Here is an 18,407-nt window from a genome sequence, read left to right as displayed (position 1 = left end):
AAAGATAATCAAGGGTTCCACCCGGAGGTAAACGATGCATATTAAAAAATACGATACAGACTTTAGCCGTCGCAGTTTCCTGGAAAAAACCGTTAAAGGTATTGGTGCAGCGGGCGTGATTGCGCCGCTGTGGCCACTGATCGCCAACGGCGCTGACATGAGTAAGGCCTATCCCGATGAGCTGCTGTCTATCGAGATGCAAACCAAAGGCAAGATCAAACCGGGCGATGTGATTACTGCCGATAACGTTGAACATGTGAAGCACTTGCTCGACCCCGTTGCGTATATGCAAGTAAAAACCATGGGTCGCCGTATTCACATTGTTGAACCGGTGAAAGATATTACGCAGCTCTACCCCGCTGAGTACCTCGAGGCCACCCTGCGCAATAAGGGTAAGGCTGTGCTCGACAGTGACGGCAATGTGTGGACAAAAGACGGCAAGCCCTGGGTTGGCGGTAACCCCTTCCCCGAACCCAAAAATGGGGTAGAGGCGCAGTACAACCTAACGATGAGCTGGGGTCGTCACGACTGGTCGCAGTACGCGGTGCGCGACTGGGATATCGACAATAACGGCAGTCTGTCTTACCAGTACGACTTTGTATGGAGTGAGCTGAATACCACGTCACGTTCCGACGGTCAGGTTTGGAAGGGCAAAGAAGACTTGCTGCGCTACCAGTCGGTATTCTTCACCGCGCCTAACGACAGTGCCGGTACCTCGTTCCTGAACATTTGGCATTACGATCAACGTAAATTCCCCGAACTGCACGGTTATATCCCCGCTTTCCGTCGGGTAAGACAGTTCCCCACTAACCAGCGTTTTGAGCCGCTGGTACCGGGTATCACTTTGTTCCTGTCAGATGCCTGGGCGGCGGGTGACCCGCTGCAAACCTGGGGCAACTACAAAATTGTCGGCCGCCAGCCAATGCTGGGTTGCATCGGTCCGCGCAATTTCCACGGTGGCTATCACGACAACTGGGAAAAACCCGTGCACGGTGGTCCTAAAGACCAGACCTTCTTCGACACCTACATGGAACTGGTGCCGGAGTGCATCGTGCTGGAGTCGGAGCCAACCGGCTATGCACGTGCGCCCGTGGGTAAGCGCCGTGTATGGATCGATGTACGCAACCAAATGTATGTCGCCTACGTGACCTACGACCGTCGCGGTGAGATCTGGAAGTCCTTCGAGCCGCATTACGCGCAGCAGTCGAATGACAAGATGACCAATATGGACGGCGCCCATCCCGCGTGGTCCTGGTCCAGTGTTCACAGCCACGACGTGCAGTCCAACCGCATGAGCCGTTTTGTACAGGCCAAGGGCGTAACGGGCGGTTACAAGACCAACTTCAATCCCGGCGATGTCGACGTGTACAACAAGTACCTCACCGTGCAAGCGATGCAGCGCCTGGGAGGCTGATATGGCTAGCGTTAAGAACCGCGTTGCCGCGGGGGTTTGTGCGCTGCTGCTGACGGCGGGGGCGATGCCCGCCGCCGCAGCCAGCAGCGAACAGGTACACCGAGGTCATCCCCACGATGTGCTCTTCGGCGTGAATACCAGCAGTGACGGCTTACTTGCCGTGGGTAGCAATGGCCGCTTGTGGCAGAGCCGCGACGGTAGCCAGTGGCAGAGCAACAGCAATGTTGGTGATAGTCGCGCGCTACTGGCGGTGTCGGAGCGCCAGGGCAACCTGTTGGCTGTGGGCCAGCAGGGCGGCATTTTTCACAATGCCGGCGACGGCTGGAAGGCTGTCGAGGCACCTGTGAAAGAGCGCTTGTTTGCCGTTGCGCAGGGAGACTTCGGTCTGGCGGTTGTCACTGGCGCTTTTGGTGCGGTGCTGTGTTCCCAAGACGGTGGTCGCAGCTGGCAGCAGTCGCAGATCGATTGGCCAGCACTGATCGGACAGAACTATCAGCCACATGTGTATAACGCGGCAATTGATGCGCGTGGTCGCATCTACATTGTCGGTGAGTTTGGCATGATCGCCCGCTCTGATGACGCCGGGAAAAGCTGGCAGTCGCTGCACAGCGGTGAAGCGTCGCTGTTCGGCCTCGCCCTCAGCGATACCGGTTTGGCCTATGCGGTTGGTCAGAGCGGAACGGTATTGCGCAGCAAGGATGGTGGCGACAGCTGGAAAGCCATAACCAGTAATAGCGACGCCATCTTGATGGATGTTGCCATCCGCGCGGATGGCAAGGCAGTCGCAACGGGCATTCGTCAGGCCTTGAGTATTTCGCCGACCAGCAGTCAGGCGCGGGTACTGAATCACGACGCATTTTTAGAAAGCTGGTACAGCGATATTGCGGTACTCGGTAACGCTTTTTATGCCGTCGGTGAACAAGCCAAAGTGATCAAAATTTCTCTTTAAAAATAGCCTCGGAGAAGCGAGATGAAAAATAATAATCGGCTTAATTGGGCTCTCGCCACAACGGCGATGGCACTGTCTAGTCCATCGTGGTCGGCCAGTGGTGAGCTGCTGGGTGTCGACTACAGCCTTAGTGGTTTGATTCGTGTAGAGCTGGCTGCCAAAACGGTAAGTGACGAAAACCCCTACAACCAACGCGGTAACCTCTTTAATGGCAAGGAGGTTGAGCGTAACGGTGGCCTCAACGTGGGCACGCTGCTCGGCCTGAATTTACCCATTCCTATCAGTGCACCGATCTCGGATACCGCGACGCGCAACGGTGTTCCGGCCGACAACGATTTTAATCACAGCCAGGTGCGTTTAGAGAGCACTCTGCAGCTGAAGTTTAGTGACAACTGGTCAGCGACGGCAAAGCTGCGCGGCATTTTTGACGCAGCCGAATACGATGAATTTGATCCGGACTCGGTGAACAGCAACGCCGCGGGTTACCTCTATGGCGAGCCCAATTATTTCGAGTACGACGACTTTGAAAACGGCGGTGAACAGAATCCTCTGGAGATCGCTGGCGACAACTACATGGTCGACTTTCCGTCGCTGTACCTGGACTATCAGAACGGGCCGTTATTGGTGCGCGCCGGTAACCAGCAAATTGCCTGGGGACAGGCCTTGTTCTTCCGGGTATTCGACGTGGCCAACGGCTTGGACTTGCGTCGTCACTCAATCTTCGATTTCGCTTCCGAGGAGTACGCCGATGAGCGTATCGCCTCACCGGCCATCCGCGTGTCCTACCAGCTGAATTCCAACTGGGAACTGGACATGTTTGCGCAGAGCTTCCAGCCGACCATTTACGGCAACCCGAACACACCCTACAACGTGATTCCTTCGCAGTTTACCGTGCACGATCGCTACAGCAGTGTTGACGAAGAAGTGAATAGCGGTTTCCGCTTGAAAGGCTTTATCGGCGACTTTGGTCTGCAGTTTATGTATACCAACCGCTACAACCCCGACGGTGTTGTGCGCTGGACCAAATCGGGTGTGAACCGCGATGCACCGGGTATCCCCTTGTCGGGTGCCATCCTTGCGGAGACCCCGCTTGAAATTGACCCCACCGGGGTATGGAGTGCTGAGGAGTGGTTTACCTATGCGGGTATGGCGCGCCTTGACGGCACCGAAGGTCTGAACAAAATTGTTACCGACTTCCCCGCATCGCAATTGCTGCTGGCACGGCCTGTTCAGGGCATCGATGCGGCAAAAGAAGAGCTCGATCTGTTCTTTATCCTGACGGGTGGTTTCCTGAATAACCCACTGTCTGGTCAGGGCGGCGGTGGTCTGCGTGGTCACATTGAGCGCACCTACCACCGCGAAGATGTTTTCGGCACTGGTGTCAGCTATGTATTCAGTGGCGAGCCCGGCAGCTGGACGGATCAGTTGATTCTGAACTTCGAGGTTTCCTTCACGCCGGACAAAACCTTTACCCCTATCGACCTGGGGCAGGAATACATTGTTGAAGATGAATACGTGACTGCCCTGGTATTAGAAAAATATCAGCGCTTCAGCCGCAGTTTCCCTGCTACCTACATGGTTTTCCAGTGGATGCACCGCAGCGAGAGCGACCTTTTTGGCCGCCACTTAAGTGGTATGGGCGGCACGGTCAACAACACGCCTAAAGGTGTGGATGGTGGTTGGAATGGCTTGGTATTAGCCCTTCAGCAGCCCTTCCCCGGCTTGGTATGGCGAGCAGATTTGTCGGTGTTGTATGACACGCGCGGCGGCTTGTTTGTGCAGCCGGCTCTGAAATGGAAGCCCTCCGGTAACTGGAACATAGAAATGTTCTACAACCACATGGACGGCTACGTTGATGGCGCCAACGAGAATGAAAATATCATGCAAACCGTGGACTGGGCCGATGAATTTGGTCTGCGCGTAGCCTACCAATTCTAGCGAACCCTACCCCCACCCTCAGGAAGTAATGGGACCTTGCCGGCGACTTTGTCGCCGGCTTTTTTACCGCGAGGATGTTGTATGAGTTTTCATATCAGGCGGTTTGACCGGCAGTTTTCCCGGCGTGAGTTTTTGCGTGTAGGCTCGGGTTTTGTCGGGGCGGGCCTGCTGATGCCGGCTTGGGCGGCAATGGAAAAACACGGCGATTATGCGGCGGCTTATCCAGAGGAGTTGCTGTCCATAGAGCAATATACCGGCGGCCAGCTCAAGGTCGGTGACGTCATCGACGCCGGGAATGTCGAGCTGGTAAAAGATCTTCTCGAGCCGGTGAAGTACATGCAAGTCAAAGACATGGGGCGTCGTTTGAGGTTGCGTGAGACCACTCGCGATGTGATGAAGCTGAGCCCATGGGAATATATGGAAGCGAGCTTTCGCCACCGCGGCCAAGCGCGCTTTGACGACAATGGCAATGTTGTGACGGCCGACGGCAAACCCTGGATTGGTGGCTTGCCCTTTCCCGATGCCAAGACCGGTGTGGAGCTTTTTGCCGGCCTAACGTTAAGCTGGGGGCGACATGATGCTTCGTTCTATGCGATCCGCGAATACGACCTCAACCGCGACGGCAAAGTCAGCTACGGCTACGAAAATGGCTGGGCTGAATATGCGCCGACGGGGCGTTTGGTACTGCCGGATGTTTACTGGAAGGGCCACGAAGACAAGCTGCGCTATCAGAGCGTCTTTTTCACGGCGCCAGACAGCGTACGCGGCACGTCTTTCTTAAACATTTGGCACTACGACCAAAACAAATTTCCCGAGTTATACGGCTACATTCCCGATTTTAAACGCATTCGCCGCTTCCCCACCGACCAGCGCTTTGAACCATTGGTGCCGGGTTCATCGCTATACCTGTCCGACGCCTGGGCGGCGGGTGACCCCCTGCACACCTGGGGCGACTACAAAGTGGTGTGGCGCGGCCCCATGCTGGCCGCCGTCAGCGGTGGCTGGGCCTCGCAAAGTGAGGATTGGTCGCACAACACCCATGGCGGCCCACAGGGAGAAACCTTCTGGGATACCGACGTGGAATTAGTGCCCGAAGCCATTGCCGTTGACGCCAAGCCCACGGGCTTCCCGCGCGCACCCGTCGGCGTTAAACGGGTGTGGTTTGATGCGCGCACCCAGTTGCCGCTGGGCATGGTCACCTTTGACCGGCGCGGCGATCTATTCCGTTCCTTCGATGGTGCCTATGGGCTATACGAGGACGGCGATCGCCGGGTAATGGACGGTAAGCACCCCTATTGGTCGTGGTGCCATGTTCACGCTTTCGATGTGCAGACCGGAAAAATGACCCGCATAGAACAACTGGCAGAAATTTCTGGCGGCCACCGAATGCGCGTGAATGATCACGATATTTACAACCGCTATTTAACCAACGGCGCCCTGCGCCGCTTGGGTAACTAACAACAAAAGGACTCACCATGACAGACACATACAAAGCCTTGCTTGGCGTACGCGACGACAGTGGCTACCGCGTTGAATTTCAGCAGCTCAGCAGCGAACAACTTGGCGACGGCGATGTGGAGGTAGCGGTGGAATACTCTACCGTTAACTACAAAGATGGCTTGGCGATGAGCGACGCCATTCCCATTGTTCAAAAACCTTCGCTAATTCTCGGCATTGATATGGCAGGCACTGTGATTAAGTCTGAGAGCAGCCGCTTTCAGGTCGGTGACAAGGTGCTGATGAATGGCTATGGCGCCTCAGAAACGCACAATGGCGGCTATACCCAGCGCCTGCGTATTTCGAGCGACTACCTGTTGAAGGTGCCTGAGGCTTTCACTACCCGCCACGCCATGCTGCTGGGTACGGCGGGCTACACCGCGATGTTGTCTCTGCTGCGATTGGAGCAGCTCGGTATTAGCCCTGAGTCGGGCGAAGTGCTGGTAACAGGCGCGTCGGGGGGAGTGGGCAGCGTGTCCATTATGTTGTTGGCGGGCCTGGGCTATACCGTGGCAGCGTCGACGGGCCGCCTTGAAGAAAGCGACTATTTAAAGAGCCTGGGTGCAAACTCCGTGATTGATCGCCGCGAGTTGTCCGAAGCCGGTGAGATGATGCAAGCGCCCCGCTGGGCAGCGGCGGTGGATTCCTGTGGCAGCCATACCCTGGCCAATGTTATTGCCCAACTTCACTACAACGGCGCCGTGGCCGCGTGCGGCTTGGCTCAGGGGCTGGACTTACCCGGCAATATGATGCCCTTTGCACTGCGTAATGTCGCCTTGCTGGGCGTGGACTCGGTACACGCGCCAATGGCGCTGCGTGAGCGCGCATGGCAGCGTTTGGCCGAGTCTGTCGACCTGAACAAACTGGAAGCGATGGCAGTTGAGATTGATTTCGACAATCTTCCTGACGCCGCTGGGCAAATCTTGCAAGGGAAAATTCGTGGCCGCGCGGTAGTGAATATCGCCGCGCGCTGAACATCAATACTCAACGGAAAATAACAATGAAAGAGAACAATCCTTTTTCGCTGCAGGGCAAAGTCGCTGTGGTGACCGGAGCAGCGGCGGGCATTGGCAAGGCCTGCGCCCAGCGCATGGCTTACTCGGGCGCCTCGGTGCTGCTAAGTGATATCGATGTGGCCGCCTGTCAGCGCCTGGCAGCGGAGCTGAATGAACAGGGCTTTGACGCGCGCGCTATTCAGCAAGATGTGGTGCTGGAGGAAGACTGGCAGGCCTTGGTGGCAGAGTTGAAACAGTGGCACAACCGCTGGGATATTCTGGTGAACAACGCCGGCATTTACATTGGCGGCCGCCTGGAAGACAACTCGGTAGAGCAACTGACCCGTATCCACGAGGTCAATGTGCAATCGGTGTTTCTCGGCCTGCGCTATGCGGCTGAAACGATGCAGCCCAGCGGCTGCTTTGGTCGCGGCGGCAGCGTGATAAATCTGTCGTCTATCGCCGGCTTGATCGGCGTCCCTGGTCACAGCATTTACGGTGCAACCAAGGGCTCGGTGCGCTCCATCAGCAAGCACTCTGCGGTTGAGTTCGCCCGCTTTGGCTACGGCATTCGCGTCAATTCGCTGCACCCGGGTTTGATCGATACCGCCATGGCTGAACAGGTTTACGACGATTTTGTGGATGTTGGGCTCACCCAGTCTCGCGAGGAAGCCAGTGCGGTACTGGAGCAGCAGATGATCCCGATGGGGCGGCTCGGTACAGCAGAGGATATTGCCAATGCGGCGCTGTTTCTCGCCAGTGATGCCAGCGCTTATATCAGTGGCGCTGAGCTGACCGTGGATGGCGGTTTCACCGCAGCGTAGGAGAGTGTGATGAGTATTCATTGTAAAGACAAAGTGGTGTTGATCACGGGTGCCGCAAAAGGCATTGGCGCGGCGGCGTGCCATGCCCTGGCGGCAGCAGGTGCGAAGCTGGCGGTGAGCGATATCGATCAGGACGCTGGCCGCGCGCTGTGCGAGGCACTGCGCGCGGCGGGCGCCGATGCGGAATTCTTTCCCTTGGACGTGTGCGACGAGCAGCAGTGGCAGCATTGCATGGAAACGGTTGTCGCCAGCTTTGGTCAGCTGGATGGCGTTGTGAACAACGCGGGTATCGCGGTAATTTGCGGCCCCGAGGAAGAAAGTCTGGAGGGGTGGCGGCGCACCCAGACCATCAATAGCGACGCGGTTTTTCTCGGCAGTCGTGCGGCCATTCAGGCCATGAAATCGCGCGGCGGTGCGATCGTTAATGTCTCGTCGATTGAAGGTATTGTCGGCGACCCAATGCTGCCAGCGTACAACGCCAGCAAAGGCGCCGTTCGCGCACTGACCAAGTCACTGGCGCTGTATTGTGCCGATCGCGACTACGGTATTCGCGTGAACTCCCTTCACCCCGGTTATGTAGAAACGCCTCTGGTAAGCGGCGCCCTGGCCAAGCTGTCAGAGGACGACGCCAATGCCTTTGCTACGCGAGTGGTGGCCAGTATCCCGATGGGACGTATGGCGCGGGCAGAGGAAATTGCCCAGGGTATTGTGTTTTTGCTTTCCGACGCGGCAAGTTATATGACCGGCTCGGAACTGGTTATGGACGGTGGCTATACCGCCCGTTAAGAATCCCCTCGGGGAGGGAGGTGGCCGCTATCGCCCTGGCGACCACCTCTTTTTTCTCTCTCTCCCCTGCTTTGCTCCGCGCTTGTAGTTCATCTCAATGATTTCTGTGTCAGACTTGTTATCCCGAGACCACCATCGGTAACGGGCGTGAGTAGCAAGTAAAGAGAGATACAGCGTGAGTAATGGTGAAGGACGGCGCTTAAATAAGTTTATCAGTGACTCGGGCTATTGCTCGCGTCGCGAAGCCGACAAGCTGATTTTGCAGAATCAAGTCAGTATCAATGGTAAACGCCCCGGTCTCGGCGCGCAGGTGATGCCTGGCGATGTCGTGATGGTGGAAGGCAAGCGCATTCGCACGGTTAACCCGGATAAAACCGACAGGGTGTATATCGCCTACCACAAGCCGGTGGGCATCACCTGTACCACCGAAGCCCATGTGCCGGGCAATATTATCGACGCCGTCGGACACAAAAAGCGCATTTTTCCCGTGGGTCGCCTGGACAAAGATTCCGAGGGGCTGATTTTTCTGACCAGCGATGGCGACATCGTCAATAAAATTCTGCGTGCTGAAAATGCCCACGAAAAGGAATATATCGTCACCGTCGATAAGCCGTTGAGCGGACAGTTTGCCGAGCGAATGGCCAAAGGCGTGCCTATCCTTGGCACCGTTACCAAGCCCTGCAAGGTCATGATCCTTAGTCGCAATGTGTTCAAAATTATCTTGGTGCAGGGTATGAATCGCCAGATTCGGCGAATGTGCGAACACTTTGGCTATGAAGTAACGCGGCTCAAGCGCACGCGGATTATGAACGTCAAACTGGATGCATTGAAGCTTGGTCAGTGGCGCAATCTCAGCGCTGAGGAAATGGCGGAGATTAATCAAGCCGTGGGCGGTTTATCGGGCACCGCAGGGGCGGCTGGCAAGTCGCGTCCACGGCGACAGAATGGCCCTAAAACAGGCGGCCGCCGGCGCTAGCGACATTGTTGGAGTATGCGGATGAAACGTGTATTGGCGGTTGGCGCGCTGTTTTTACTCAGCGGCTGTGCGAGCCGAGAGTTATACGAGAGTATTCGGGCGAGTAATCGTTTCGAGTGCGATAAGCTGCCGCCTTCTCAGTACGAGGCATGTATCGCGCAGACGGTGCAGCCCTACGATGACTATGATCGCGAGCGTCGGGCGATAGAGTCTGATGAGAATTAAAAAGGTGGAAGGCCCAGGAGCCTTCCACAAGCACTACGCGTGGCGTTGAGGGCTAGCGCAATTGGCGCTGACCCTCGTATCGGGCATTGTTGAGTAGGTACAGGCCGTAAAACACCGCAAAGGCGAGATCGGCGATCACAAAAATAGCGAAGGGCATCAGCGCCGGAAAACTCAATGTATCCACCCAGGCTGCAACGAAGACCAGGGTTTTGCCGATGCAACCCATCCAGATAATGTCTTTGTGGTCTTTTGGGTTGCCGGCAATGCGCCAATAACCAAAGCCAAACACCAATACCAGCACGCCAAATTGATGGGCCCAGGGCAGTAGCTCGGGCACATAGAGACTTTGCATTTGCAGCAGGGCAAAGAAGGCCTCAGTAGCAAATAGCAGCATAAACGCCGCCGCGAAGTTGAAGAATGCGGCGAAGCGGTAAAAGCGCTTCCAGGAAGTTTCATTTTGCATTGATGCTGGCCTCCGGGTGCGAGGGGGATTGCTTTAGGCGGTCGGCAATGGCGGCGCCGGTCAGTAAGCGCCAGGGTATCAGCAAGCCGGTTTGTTGTTTGTATTCCTGCCAGCCCGGGTGACGGGAGATCGCGTGATCTTTGTTCTTCATTCGCGCCAGGAAATAGCTGGCCATATACGCGTAGATCGCCCAGGCGATCCAGTGTTGGGCCAGCATTGGGTAGGCGGCGTACAGCATTAGCTCGCCGAGGTAATTCGGGTTGCGGGTGTAGCGGTAGACGCCGTCGGTAATCAGCCCTGGTTGCTGACGGTATTTAAGTATCCAGTGGCGCTGGCCGTCGGCAGCCATCATGGTGACAACGCCGAGCGTGTGAATGGCAATGGCGGCAAATACGACCGCGCCGCTGGGCTCGATGAAGCGCGAAATCAGCAGCCACGGGGTGATCCAGTACCAGCCGATGAGAAAAACATAGAGGTTGATGGAGGCAAGTAAGCTGATGCGGTCGTTGAATTGGTGGTCGCGAAAACCGAAGTCTTTAATCAGCCAGCAGTAACCATAAATGCCGTGCAAGCCAAGGTAGACCCAGGCGGTGGTGGTGAAATTGTCGTAGTAATTCATCATGGCGTAGATGATGAACAGGGTAAAAATCTTGTGGAAGTCCACCGCCCAGGCAACGCGAATGCGCGGTTTGCCCGGTGCGTTCCAGATAAGTTTGTCGACGAGGGCGAGAAAAGCGCGCGCCCAGCCGGGAATCGGTTCCCGTTGCTGTTCCATGGTGCATTCCTATTATTGTTAGTGTGTGCCTGCCGATACTACGCGGCGGCCACAATTAGTGAATGCTTGCTGGCGACGCTTTTACTGTGAATTTATGACAGGGCTTAAACGATGATGTCGGCCTCGTCACCGTTGCGTTCAAGCCACTGTTTGCGGTCTGCAGCGCGCTTTTTGCCGAGCAGCATATCCATTAGGGCATCGGTGTCGTCGCCGGGCTCGATGCCCAGGCGCACCAGCCGGCGAGTATCCGGGTCCATAACAGTTTCGCGCAGCTGTAAGGGGTTCATTTCACCGAGGCCCTTAAAGCGCGTGACAGACACTTTGCCTTTGATTTTTTCCGCCTCTATGCGGTCGATAATGCCCTGCTTTTCGTCGTTGTCGAGGGCGTAAAACACCTCTTTGCCAACGTCGATGCGGTACAGCGGTGGCATGGCAATAAACACGTGACCCTGCTCGACCATTGTGCGGAAGTGACGCAGGAACAGCGCGCACAATAGCGTGGCGATGTGGGCGCCGTCGGAGTCCGCATCGGCAAGAATACAGATCTTACCGTAACGCAGGCCGCTTAAATCATCGGAGTCGGGGTCGACCCCCAGTGCCACGGAGATGTCGTGAACTTCCTGCGAGGCGAGAATTTGCTGGGAGTCCACCTCCCAAGTATTCAGAATTTTACCGCGCAGCGGCAAGATGGCCTGAAACTGACGGTCGCGAGCCTGTTTAGCCGAGCCCCCCGCTGAGTCCCCTTCCACCAGGAACAATTCTGAACGCTCGCTCTCTACACCGGCACAGTCTGCCAGTTTGCCGGGCAGTGCCGGTCCGGCGGAGACTTTCTTGCGCACCACTTTTTTGGCTTTGCGCAGTCGGCTTTGGGCGTTGCTGATGCACAGCTCGGCGAGTTTTTCGGCCTCTTCGGTATGCTGGTTAAGCCACAGGCTGAAGGCATCTTTGGCCACGCCGGATACAAAGGCAGAGGCTTCGCGGGAGCTGAGGCGCTCTTTGGTCTGGCCGGAAAATTGTGGGTCGGCCAGCTTGGAAGACAGCACATAGCTGCATTTGTCCCAGATATCGTCTGGGGTCAATTTTACGCCGCGCGGGATCATATTGCGGAACTCGCAGAACTCGCGCATGGCATCCAGCAAGCCGCTGCGCAGGCCGTTAACGTGGGTGCCACCCTGAGCGGTGGGGATCAGGTTAACGTAGGACTCGGCCAGCGGCTCGCCGCCTTCGGGCAGCCATTGCACAGCCCAGTCCACGCCCTCGGTATTGCCACTGAAATGGCCGACAAAGGGTTGCGCAGGCAGCGTTTCGTATTCGCGAGTGTGGCTGGCCAGGTAGTCGGGCAGGCCATCTTCGTAGTACCACTCCTCGCTCTCTTCGCCGGTTTCATCTTTGAAAATAACTTTCAGGCCCGGGCAGAGTACGGCTTTGGCACGCAACACATGCTTGAGGCGGCGCACGGAAAACTTGGCGCTGTCGAAGTATTGGGCATCGGGCCAAAACCGCAGCAGGGTGCCGGTATTGCGCTTGCCGCAGCTGTCGATGACTTCCAGGTCGGAGGCTTTGTCGCCATTGGCAAAGCGCATCTGGTGAACCTGGCCGTCCCGTTTAATGGTGACTTCCAGTAGGGATGACAAGGCGTTGACCACCGATACCCCCACGCCGTGGAGGCCGCCGGAGAACTGATAGTTGTCGTTGGAGAATTTACCCCCGGCGTGCAGGGTGGAGAGAATCACTTCGACACCTGGCAGGCCCATCTCCGGGTGGATGTCTACCGGCATACCGCGGCCGTCGTCGGCGCAGCTCAGCGAGCCATCGTTGTGCAGGGTGACGATGATCTGGCTGGCGTGGCCGGCCAGTGCTTCGTCGACGCTGTTGTCGATAATTTCCTGCGCCAGATGGTTGGGGCGGGCGGTGTCGGTGTACATGCCCGGACGCTTGCGCACAGGCTCAAGGCCAGTGAGGACTTCGATCGATTGTGAGGTGTATTGTGACATGCTCTACCACTGCGAGGCCGCATCGCGGCGCCGTGAATGAATCGGTTTGGGTCGGCTATTGTTAACCAGCCACGCCCAGAAATTCCACTATTGCGGGCAAATGCGCTTCGAAATTCTCGAAGCTGTGGTCACCGCCGGGCTCAACGAGCTGCTTACAGTTGTGATAAGCCGCCACGGCAAGGCGGTAATCCAGCGTTTCGTCGCCCTCTTGCGCCATTAGCCAGTAGTGCTCGGGTGTAATGTCCGCTGGCGTTAGCCTGCGCAGGCAGGCGAGGTCTTCTTCGGTTACGCTGAAATGCTCGCCGGTATAGGGGTTGTCGTATTCGCCGATGAACTGCTCTCCCCACTCTCCCGGGGTAACCGCCGGGTTGACCAGCACGGCTTTTAGCTGGTGGCGCTCGGCCAGTACGGTCGAGAAGAAGCCGCCCAGCGAGCTACCGATAAGTGCCAGGGTGTCCGGCGCTGCAGCCAGTTCCTCTTCCACCACTTGCTCCAGTTTGGCAAAGGCGCCTGCCGGGTTGTTGGGCATGCTGGGAATACACAGCCTGACCGACGGGTGATGCTGGGCAAAGTAGTGTTTAACCAGTTGTGCTTTGTGTGATTGGGGGGAGGAGAGAAAGCCGTGTATATAAATGACTGTTGCGCTCATTCGTAGCCGTTTGCCGTTTTATCTACCGTAAATTCCACACCGCTAACGCGCTCCACGCCTGTCTGCCAGTTGCCGTCGGTGTGCAGGGTGAACCAACGGTAGCCGGGGTTTAGGTCGTCCAAGGCAAAGTCGCGGCTGCCAGGCGCGAATTGTATACAGGTTGAAGGCGTCGTCAGCAAGCGTTGCTGGCGGTGGCGCTGCGCTGAGGCTTGGTGTACGTGGCCGGATACAATGGCCGCCACGCCCGGTTTGTCGTCAAGAATATCGAACAGCGCATCGGCGTTATCAATCAGTTGCTCATCCAGCCATTCGGCACCGAGCTCATTCAGGTGGTGGTGAACAAAGATTAAGGTGTTGCTGTCGCAGGGGTGTTGGCGGCACAGCGCCAATTCACTTTCAGCGAGATGACCGCCTACTTGGCCGCTAACCGCCGAGTTTAAAAATAACAGCTGCCAGTTGCCGAGTGTCGCCTGCTTTGGCATCAGCGCCTCGCCCGCACATTGGTGCATGGTGGCGGGTTCGTCGTGGTTGCCGGGTAGCCATACAATCGTGTCCGCGAGCCCCTCGAGCTTGGGAAGGAGGCGTTGATACGCGGCGGCGCTGCTGTCACCCGAGAGGTCGCCAGAGACCACCAGCATGTCGATGTGTGGGTGCTGGCGTTGCACCAAAGCGAGCACTTCGTCGAGGCTGTGGTCGGTATCCATGCCCAACAGCGAGCTGCCTGGGCTGGCGCCCAGGTGGCAGTCGGTAATCTGCACTAAGCAGAAAGCGGGAGTCGCTGTTGCGTTGGCGCTGTTCACAGTAAGCCTCGTTAATATCTTCGGCTTTTATACGGTATGGGTTGCCACAAATCCAGACGCAGTCCATCAGAGGGCGTTGCCCCGCGACAATAAATGTGTGATTTGCGACTGCAGTCTCGCTGCTAAAATTGTGTGCCGGTCGCGCTGACCTTTTCTAATACGGCGCTGTCGTGCCGGTGACCGTGCCGCAAGCACTGGCTTAGCCATTCGCCAAGAAAACGGTTTAGCTGGGCCTTTTCGTCGCGTTGGAACATTTTATTATTCGGGTAGTCGTAGCGTTGCCGCAGGGCGTAGACCTGCTCGGCACCACTGACCTCGGCAAGCTTTGCGTCGTGATAGATGCGCACCTGTAAGCACATAGCGGCCCAGGCTTGTGTTTTTGCCTGGGCCAGACGCAAGTCGAGAAAGCTGGTGTACGGCGCGCACTCGCGCACACGAATATTGAGCGCGTGATTGCCTACCCCAATGCAGAGCTCGTCACCGGCCTGAAGGGCGTCGGGCAGTAACTTCTGCAAACGCAGATAATTCATCTCACAGTCGGCGAGATGCGCGTTGAGGTCAACTTGGTAGTTCGGCGTCTTCACAAGGCTCCCGAATTTGCGTTCTAATTCAATAAGATTTTTTAATAATCATTCTCGCATAGGGCGAGTCTGATACACTGCGGGCCTGACGCAGCCCCTCCGTTAGCAGAACAGGTTAACTCTATGATTGCCAAACGTCACTTTCTCAGTGCAGCTGTTGCACTGGCTTTGGGTATTTCCGGCGCCCATGCCGACACATTGCTAGATGTCTACGAGCTTGCAGTGAATAACGATCCGCAGTTAAAAGCCGCAGAGGCGACCTACCGCGCCGATCTGGAGTCTGAAAACCTCAGTCGCTCAGCGCTGTTACCCCAGCTGAGTGGCCAAGCCTACTACCAGGATACCGAAACCGACTCGCAGTCAAAGAGCACAACGTTCTCCGGTGGCGGTTTCGGTGGTGGGTCGACATCGATAATTGACCAGAAGGTGCATACCGGCTCGGAAACGGAAAATTACTCCTTGAGCCTGAGCCAGGCCATTTTCGATCTGCCGGCGTGGTTCAGCTTTAAGGCGGGCCAAAAAGTCACCGAGCGCGCCAAGGCGCAGTTGGCGTATGACCAGCAAGAGCTGATTGTGCGTGTATCCGAAGCGTATTTTGAAGTGCTAAAGGCGCGGGAAAACCTCGATGCCTCGCGTGCAGAAGAGCGCGCGGCCAAGCGCCAGCTCGAGCAAACGCAGCAGCGCTTTGATGTTGGCCTGATCGCGATTACCGACGTGCATGAGTCGCGCGCGGTATACGACTCTACCGTGGCTCAGCGCCTTGGTTTTGAGGGCGCACTGGCGATCGCCCGCGAGAACCTCACTACCCTTACAGGCAAAGATCACGGCAAGCTGTGGTCATTGAAAGAGAGTTTCCCTATCGATAATCCACTGCCTGCCAGTCGCGCAGCCTGGGTCGATATGGCTTTAAAGAACAACTACCAGCTTAAGGTGGCAACGGCAGCGTCTGGTTCCGCCTATGAAAATGCCCGTGCGAAAAAGAGCGAGCACCTGCCAAAGATTAGCGGTAGCTTCAGCTATACCAAGGAAGACCTGGACGGCTCGCGGCGTTTCAACCCCAGCAGCTCCTTTGCTGTGCCGCCAGACAGTGAGTATGAAACTGAGGCCCTGCGTGTCACGCTGACAGTGCCGCTGTTTACCGGTGGTGGCGTTAGTGCGGGTCGTCGCCAAGCCTACGAGCAATACAATTCGGCGCAGTACACCGCGCAGCTAACGCAGCGCCAGGTTATTGCCGGCACGCGCGCCCAGCACATTGCGGTGAATACCGCCGTGCAGACCGTGAAGGCGCGCAAACTGAATATTGTCTCTGCGCGTAGCGCCCTGGATGCGACCGAAGCCGGTTACGATGTCGGCACGCGCAACGTGGTTGATGTATTGGACGCCCAGCGCAAGTTATATGCGGCACTGCGTGACTACAGTAACGCCCGCTACGACTACGTTGTCGATATGCTCAAGCTCAAGCTGAACGCTGGCACTCTAAGCCCGGCGGATGTGCAGGGGCTTAATCAGTGGCTGCAGGAAGGTGATGCAGTATTGCTGAACGGCAATGGCAAACGCTGATATTCCCGTCTGCTAACGCGGTTCCCGCCGCGTAATTTTCCCTTTCGGAGGGCGCACTAACGAGTTAGCGCGCCCTCAACTTCCTCGATCAGTTTTGCCAGTGCGCCGCGGTTGGCCTCGACAACGGCCAGGGCGTTGCGTCCGCGGGTTTCTCTCATCTCGCTGTCGGTAAACAAGGCGATGAGTTCAGCGGCGATGCTTTCGGCACTGTCTAGCAGGCTCAGGCCGCCAGCGGTCTGCAATAATTCACTAATCTGTGCAAAGTTGAAGTCGCTGGGGCCGGCCAGTACCGGTAAGCCCCAGGCGGCAGCTTCCAAACTGTTGTGGCCGCCGCGCGGCACCAGGCTGCCACCGATAAAGGCAATATCTGCGGTGCCCAACAGCAGCAGTAGTTCACCCATGGTATCGCCCAGCAGAACTTGAGTGTCGGGGGATATGGCGCTCTCGGTACTGCGACGCTGGCAGGGCAGGCCCTTGGCGGCGACCAACTTGGCGACGGCGTCAAAGCGTTCGGGGTGCCTGGGCACCAATACCAACAGGGCATCGGGTTGTTGTTTGAGTACGCGCTGGTGGGCGTCCAGTAATATGCTGTCTTCGCCGTCGTGGGTGCTGGCGGCGATCCACACGGGACGGTCCTGGCCAAATTGCTCACGCGTCTGCCGCGCGTGTTGGCGCAGGGTATCGGGAATGGCGACATCAAACTTTATGCTGCCGGAAACGCGCAGTTGATCGGCGTGGGCGCCAATGCTCAGAAAGCGTTCGGCGTCGTCCTGGCCCTGGGCGACGATCCGGCTAAAGGCTTTTATCACCGGCCGGCTCAGTCCGGATAGGCGTTGGTAGCCTCTGGCTGAGCGCGCGGAAAGACGGGCGTTAGCGAGCACAACAGGAATGCCGCGCCGCGCTGTCATTTGCACCATATTTGGCCAGATCTCGGTTTCCATAATGACCGCCGCGCGCGGCTGGGTGCGGCGCAGGAAGCGGGCTACGGCACCAGGCAGGTCGTAGGGGGCGTAGACATGGTGCACCTGTTGGCCAAACATGGCGCGAATCCGGCTGGAGCCGGTGGGTGTCATGCAGGTGACGACAATGGGCAGTTCTGGGTGTCGGTCCAGCATATGTTGTATCAGCGGCGCAGCAGCGATGCTTTCGCCAACGGAAACCGCGTGTACCCACAGCCCCCCTGTTTGCTCGGGCACTGAGACAAAGCCAAAGCGCTCGCCGATGCGGCGGCGGTAGTCGGGCGCGCGCAGTGCTCGGTAGCCTAGCCGCAACAGGACCAGTGGTAAAATCAGGTAGAAGAACAGGCTGTAGAGTAGGCGCGGCATGGCGTTAAGCTTAGTCAGTGATACGGCGGCTAGCATAGCGGTCGCTGGCGACGCTGGCCAGCGCAGGCCGATGTTGATGGCTTTCACATCGCGTCCAGAGCTGTGTTATCATCCGCGATTCCGTTATCACGATATCAACTTGGAGAACCAAGATGAGCGACAACATCGTTCACGTCACCGACAGCAGCTTTGAAGAAGAAGTGCTGAAGTCCGATCTGCCAGTACTGGTAGACTTCTGGGCGGAGTGGTGTGGCCCCTGTAAAATGATCGCGCCGGTCCTTGATGAGATCTCTGGCGATTACGCTGGCAAGATCAAGATCTGCAAGATCGACGTTGACGCCAATTCAGAAACCCCTGCCAAATTCAGTGTTCGTGGCATTCCAACGCTGATGATCTTCAAAGGCGGTAATGCTGAAGCCACCAAAGTAGGCGCCTTGTCCAAGTCGCAGCTGTGCGACTTCGTTGACAGCGCACTGTAATAGCAAGAGGCCTCGCCTAACGCGGGGCCTTTTCTTTTCTGCTTTACGGACCTGCCATTCGGTGATAGAGTTCGATCAATCCCCAAAATATTCAAAAATAACACCTTAATTTTTTTCATATCTGCTTAATACGTCGAGCACGCGCCGGCCGCGACTTTGCCGTTCCTGCGTATCGTC

Annotated in this window: 18 protein-coding genes; 11 read left to right on the top strand and 7 right to left on the bottom strand. The window is 57.0% G+C overall.

Annotated features, from left to right (window positions below):
* The first annotated feature begins 34 nt into the window (after window positions 1–34).
* The 9 genes from ABNS66_RS01235 to ABNS66_RS01195 all read left to right on the top strand — a co-directional run bounded on the left by ABNS66_RS01235 (window position 35) and on the right by ABNS66_RS01195 (window position 9,604).
* Complete coding sequence (locus tag ABNS66_RS01235) at window positions 35–1,414, top strand: DUF1329 domain-containing protein (protein ID WP_286837502.1); 1,380 nt, start codon at window positions 35–37, stop codon at window positions 1,412–1,414.
* A gap of 1 nt (window position 1,415) precedes the next feature.
* On the top strand, window positions 1,416–2,363 hold the full coding sequence (locus ABNS66_RS01230) for a YCF48-related protein (protein WP_286837500.1): 948 nt from the start codon (window positions 1,416–1,418) through the stop codon (window positions 2,361–2,363).
* A 21-nt stretch (window positions 2,364–2,384) separates the two neighbouring features.
* Window positions 2,385–4,301: a DUF1302 family protein gene (locus tag ABNS66_RS01225; RefSeq protein WP_286695262.1), complete on the top strand. Its 1,917-nt coding sequence runs from the start codon at window positions 2,385–2,387 to the stop codon at window positions 4,299–4,301.
* A gap of 81 nt (window positions 4,302–4,382) precedes the next feature.
* Window positions 4,383–5,759, top strand: coding sequence for a DUF1329 domain-containing protein (locus ABNS66_RS01220; RefSeq protein WP_286837498.1), 1,377 nt, complete (start codon window positions 4,383–4,385; stop codon window positions 5,757–5,759).
* Window positions 5,760–5,776: 17 nt separating this feature from the next.
* Complete coding sequence (locus tag ABNS66_RS01215) at window positions 5,777–6,772, top strand: MDR family oxidoreductase (RefSeq protein ID WP_286837497.1); 996 nt, start codon at window positions 5,777–5,779, stop codon at window positions 6,770–6,772.
* A gap of 26 nt (window positions 6,773–6,798) precedes the next feature.
* Entirely contained in the window at window positions 6,799–7,617 is an 819-nt protein-coding gene (locus tag ABNS66_RS01210; RefSeq protein ID WP_027873342.1) for a glucose 1-dehydrogenase, read from the top strand.
* A gap of 9 nt (window positions 7,618–7,626) precedes the next feature.
* Window positions 7,627–8,403 (top strand): glucose 1-dehydrogenase, encoded by a 777-nt coding sequence (locus ABNS66_RS01205; protein WP_286695259.1) that lies wholly within the window; start codon window positions 7,627–7,629, stop codon window positions 8,401–8,403.
* A gap of 175 nt (window positions 8,404–8,578) precedes the next feature.
* Window positions 8,579–9,379, top strand: a complete 801-nt coding sequence (gene rluF, locus ABNS66_RS01200; protein WP_204994858.1) for a 23S rRNA pseudouridine(2604) synthase RluF — start codon at window positions 8,579–8,581, stop codon at window positions 9,377–9,379.
* Between the two features lie 21 nt (window positions 9,380–9,400).
* The gene (locus ABNS66_RS01195) at window positions 9,401–9,604 is read left to right on the top strand and encodes a hypothetical protein (RefSeq protein ID WP_286837494.1); all 204 of its coding nucleotides are present in this window, start codon (window positions 9,401–9,403) and stop codon (window positions 9,602–9,604) included.
* A gap of 52 nt (window positions 9,605–9,656) precedes the next feature.
* On the opposite strand, the gene ABNS66_RS01190 is transcribed toward ABNS66_RS01195, so the two are convergent.
* From ABNS66_RS01190 to ABNS66_RS01165, 6 genes are all read right to left on the bottom strand, one after another.
* Window positions 9,657–10,067 (bottom strand): hypothetical protein, encoded by a 411-nt coding sequence (locus tag ABNS66_RS01190; RefSeq protein ID WP_286837492.1) that lies wholly within the window; start codon window positions 10,065–10,067, stop codon window positions 9,657–9,659.
* A complete protein-coding gene (locus tag ABNS66_RS01185) occupies window positions 10,057–10,842 on the bottom strand; it encodes a methyltransferase (protein WP_286695255.1) in 786 nt (261 codons plus the stop codon). The genes ABNS66_RS01190 and ABNS66_RS01185 overlap by 11 nt, the downstream gene beginning before the upstream one ends.
* A 104-nt stretch (window positions 10,843–10,946) precedes the next feature.
* Complete coding sequence (gene parE / locus ABNS66_RS01180; protein WP_286837490.1) at window positions 10,947–12,836, bottom strand: DNA topoisomerase IV subunit B; 1,890 nt, start codon at window positions 12,834–12,836, stop codon at window positions 10,947–10,949.
* A 61-nt stretch (window positions 12,837–12,897) separates the two neighbouring features.
* Entirely contained in the window at window positions 12,898–13,485 is a 588-nt protein-coding gene (locus ABNS66_RS01175) for a YqiA/YcfP family alpha/beta fold hydrolase (RefSeq protein WP_286837488.1), read from the bottom strand.
* A complete protein-coding gene (gene cpdA / locus ABNS66_RS01170) occupies window positions 13,482–14,285 on the bottom strand; it encodes a 3',5'-cyclic-AMP phosphodiesterase (protein WP_286837487.1) in 804 nt (267 codons plus the stop codon). Before cpdA ends, ABNS66_RS01175 begins: the two co-directional genes overlap by 4 nt.
* A gap of 122 nt (window positions 14,286–14,407) precedes the next feature.
* On the bottom strand, window positions 14,408–14,869 hold the full coding sequence (locus tag ABNS66_RS01165) for a DUF1249 domain-containing protein (protein WP_027873334.1): 462 nt from the start codon (window positions 14,867–14,869) through the stop codon (window positions 14,408–14,410).
* A gap of 120 nt (window positions 14,870–14,989) precedes the next feature.
* Between ABNS66_RS01165 and ABNS66_RS01160 the strand changes: the two genes are divergently transcribed.
* Complete coding sequence (locus tag ABNS66_RS01160) at window positions 14,990–16,426, top strand: TolC family outer membrane protein (RefSeq protein ID WP_286837486.1); 1,437 nt, start codon at window positions 14,990–14,992, stop codon at window positions 16,424–16,426.
* A 56-nt stretch (window positions 16,427–16,482) separates the two neighbouring features.
* Here ABNS66_RS01160 and waaA read toward each other — a convergent pair whose 3' ends face one another.
* Window positions 16,483–17,838 carry a lipid IV(A) 3-deoxy-D-manno-octulosonic acid transferase gene (gene waaA / locus ABNS66_RS01155; RefSeq protein ID WP_286837485.1) on the bottom strand — a complete coding sequence of 452 codons (1,356 nt, stop codon included), beginning with the start codon at window positions 17,836–17,838 and terminating at the stop codon, window positions 16,483–16,485.
* A 65-nt stretch (window positions 17,839–17,903) separates the two neighbouring features.
* On the opposite strand from waaA, the gene trxA reads away from it, so the two are divergent.
* Entirely contained in the window at window positions 17,904–18,230 is a 327-nt protein-coding gene (gene trxA, locus ABNS66_RS01150) for a thioredoxin TrxA (RefSeq protein WP_027873332.1), read from the top strand.
* The last annotated feature ends 177 nt before the right edge of the window (window positions 18,231–18,407 follow it).

Origin of the sequence: uncultured Spongiibacter sp., from assembly GCF_964011655.1 — a bacterium.
In the GTDB taxonomy this organism is placed as follows: Bacteria; Pseudomonadota; Gammaproteobacteria; order Pseudomonadales; family Spongiibacteraceae; genus Spongiibacter; species Spongiibacter marinus.
Note: the sequence above shows the minus strand (reverse complement) of the source record. Positions and strands in the feature narration are given on the sequence as shown.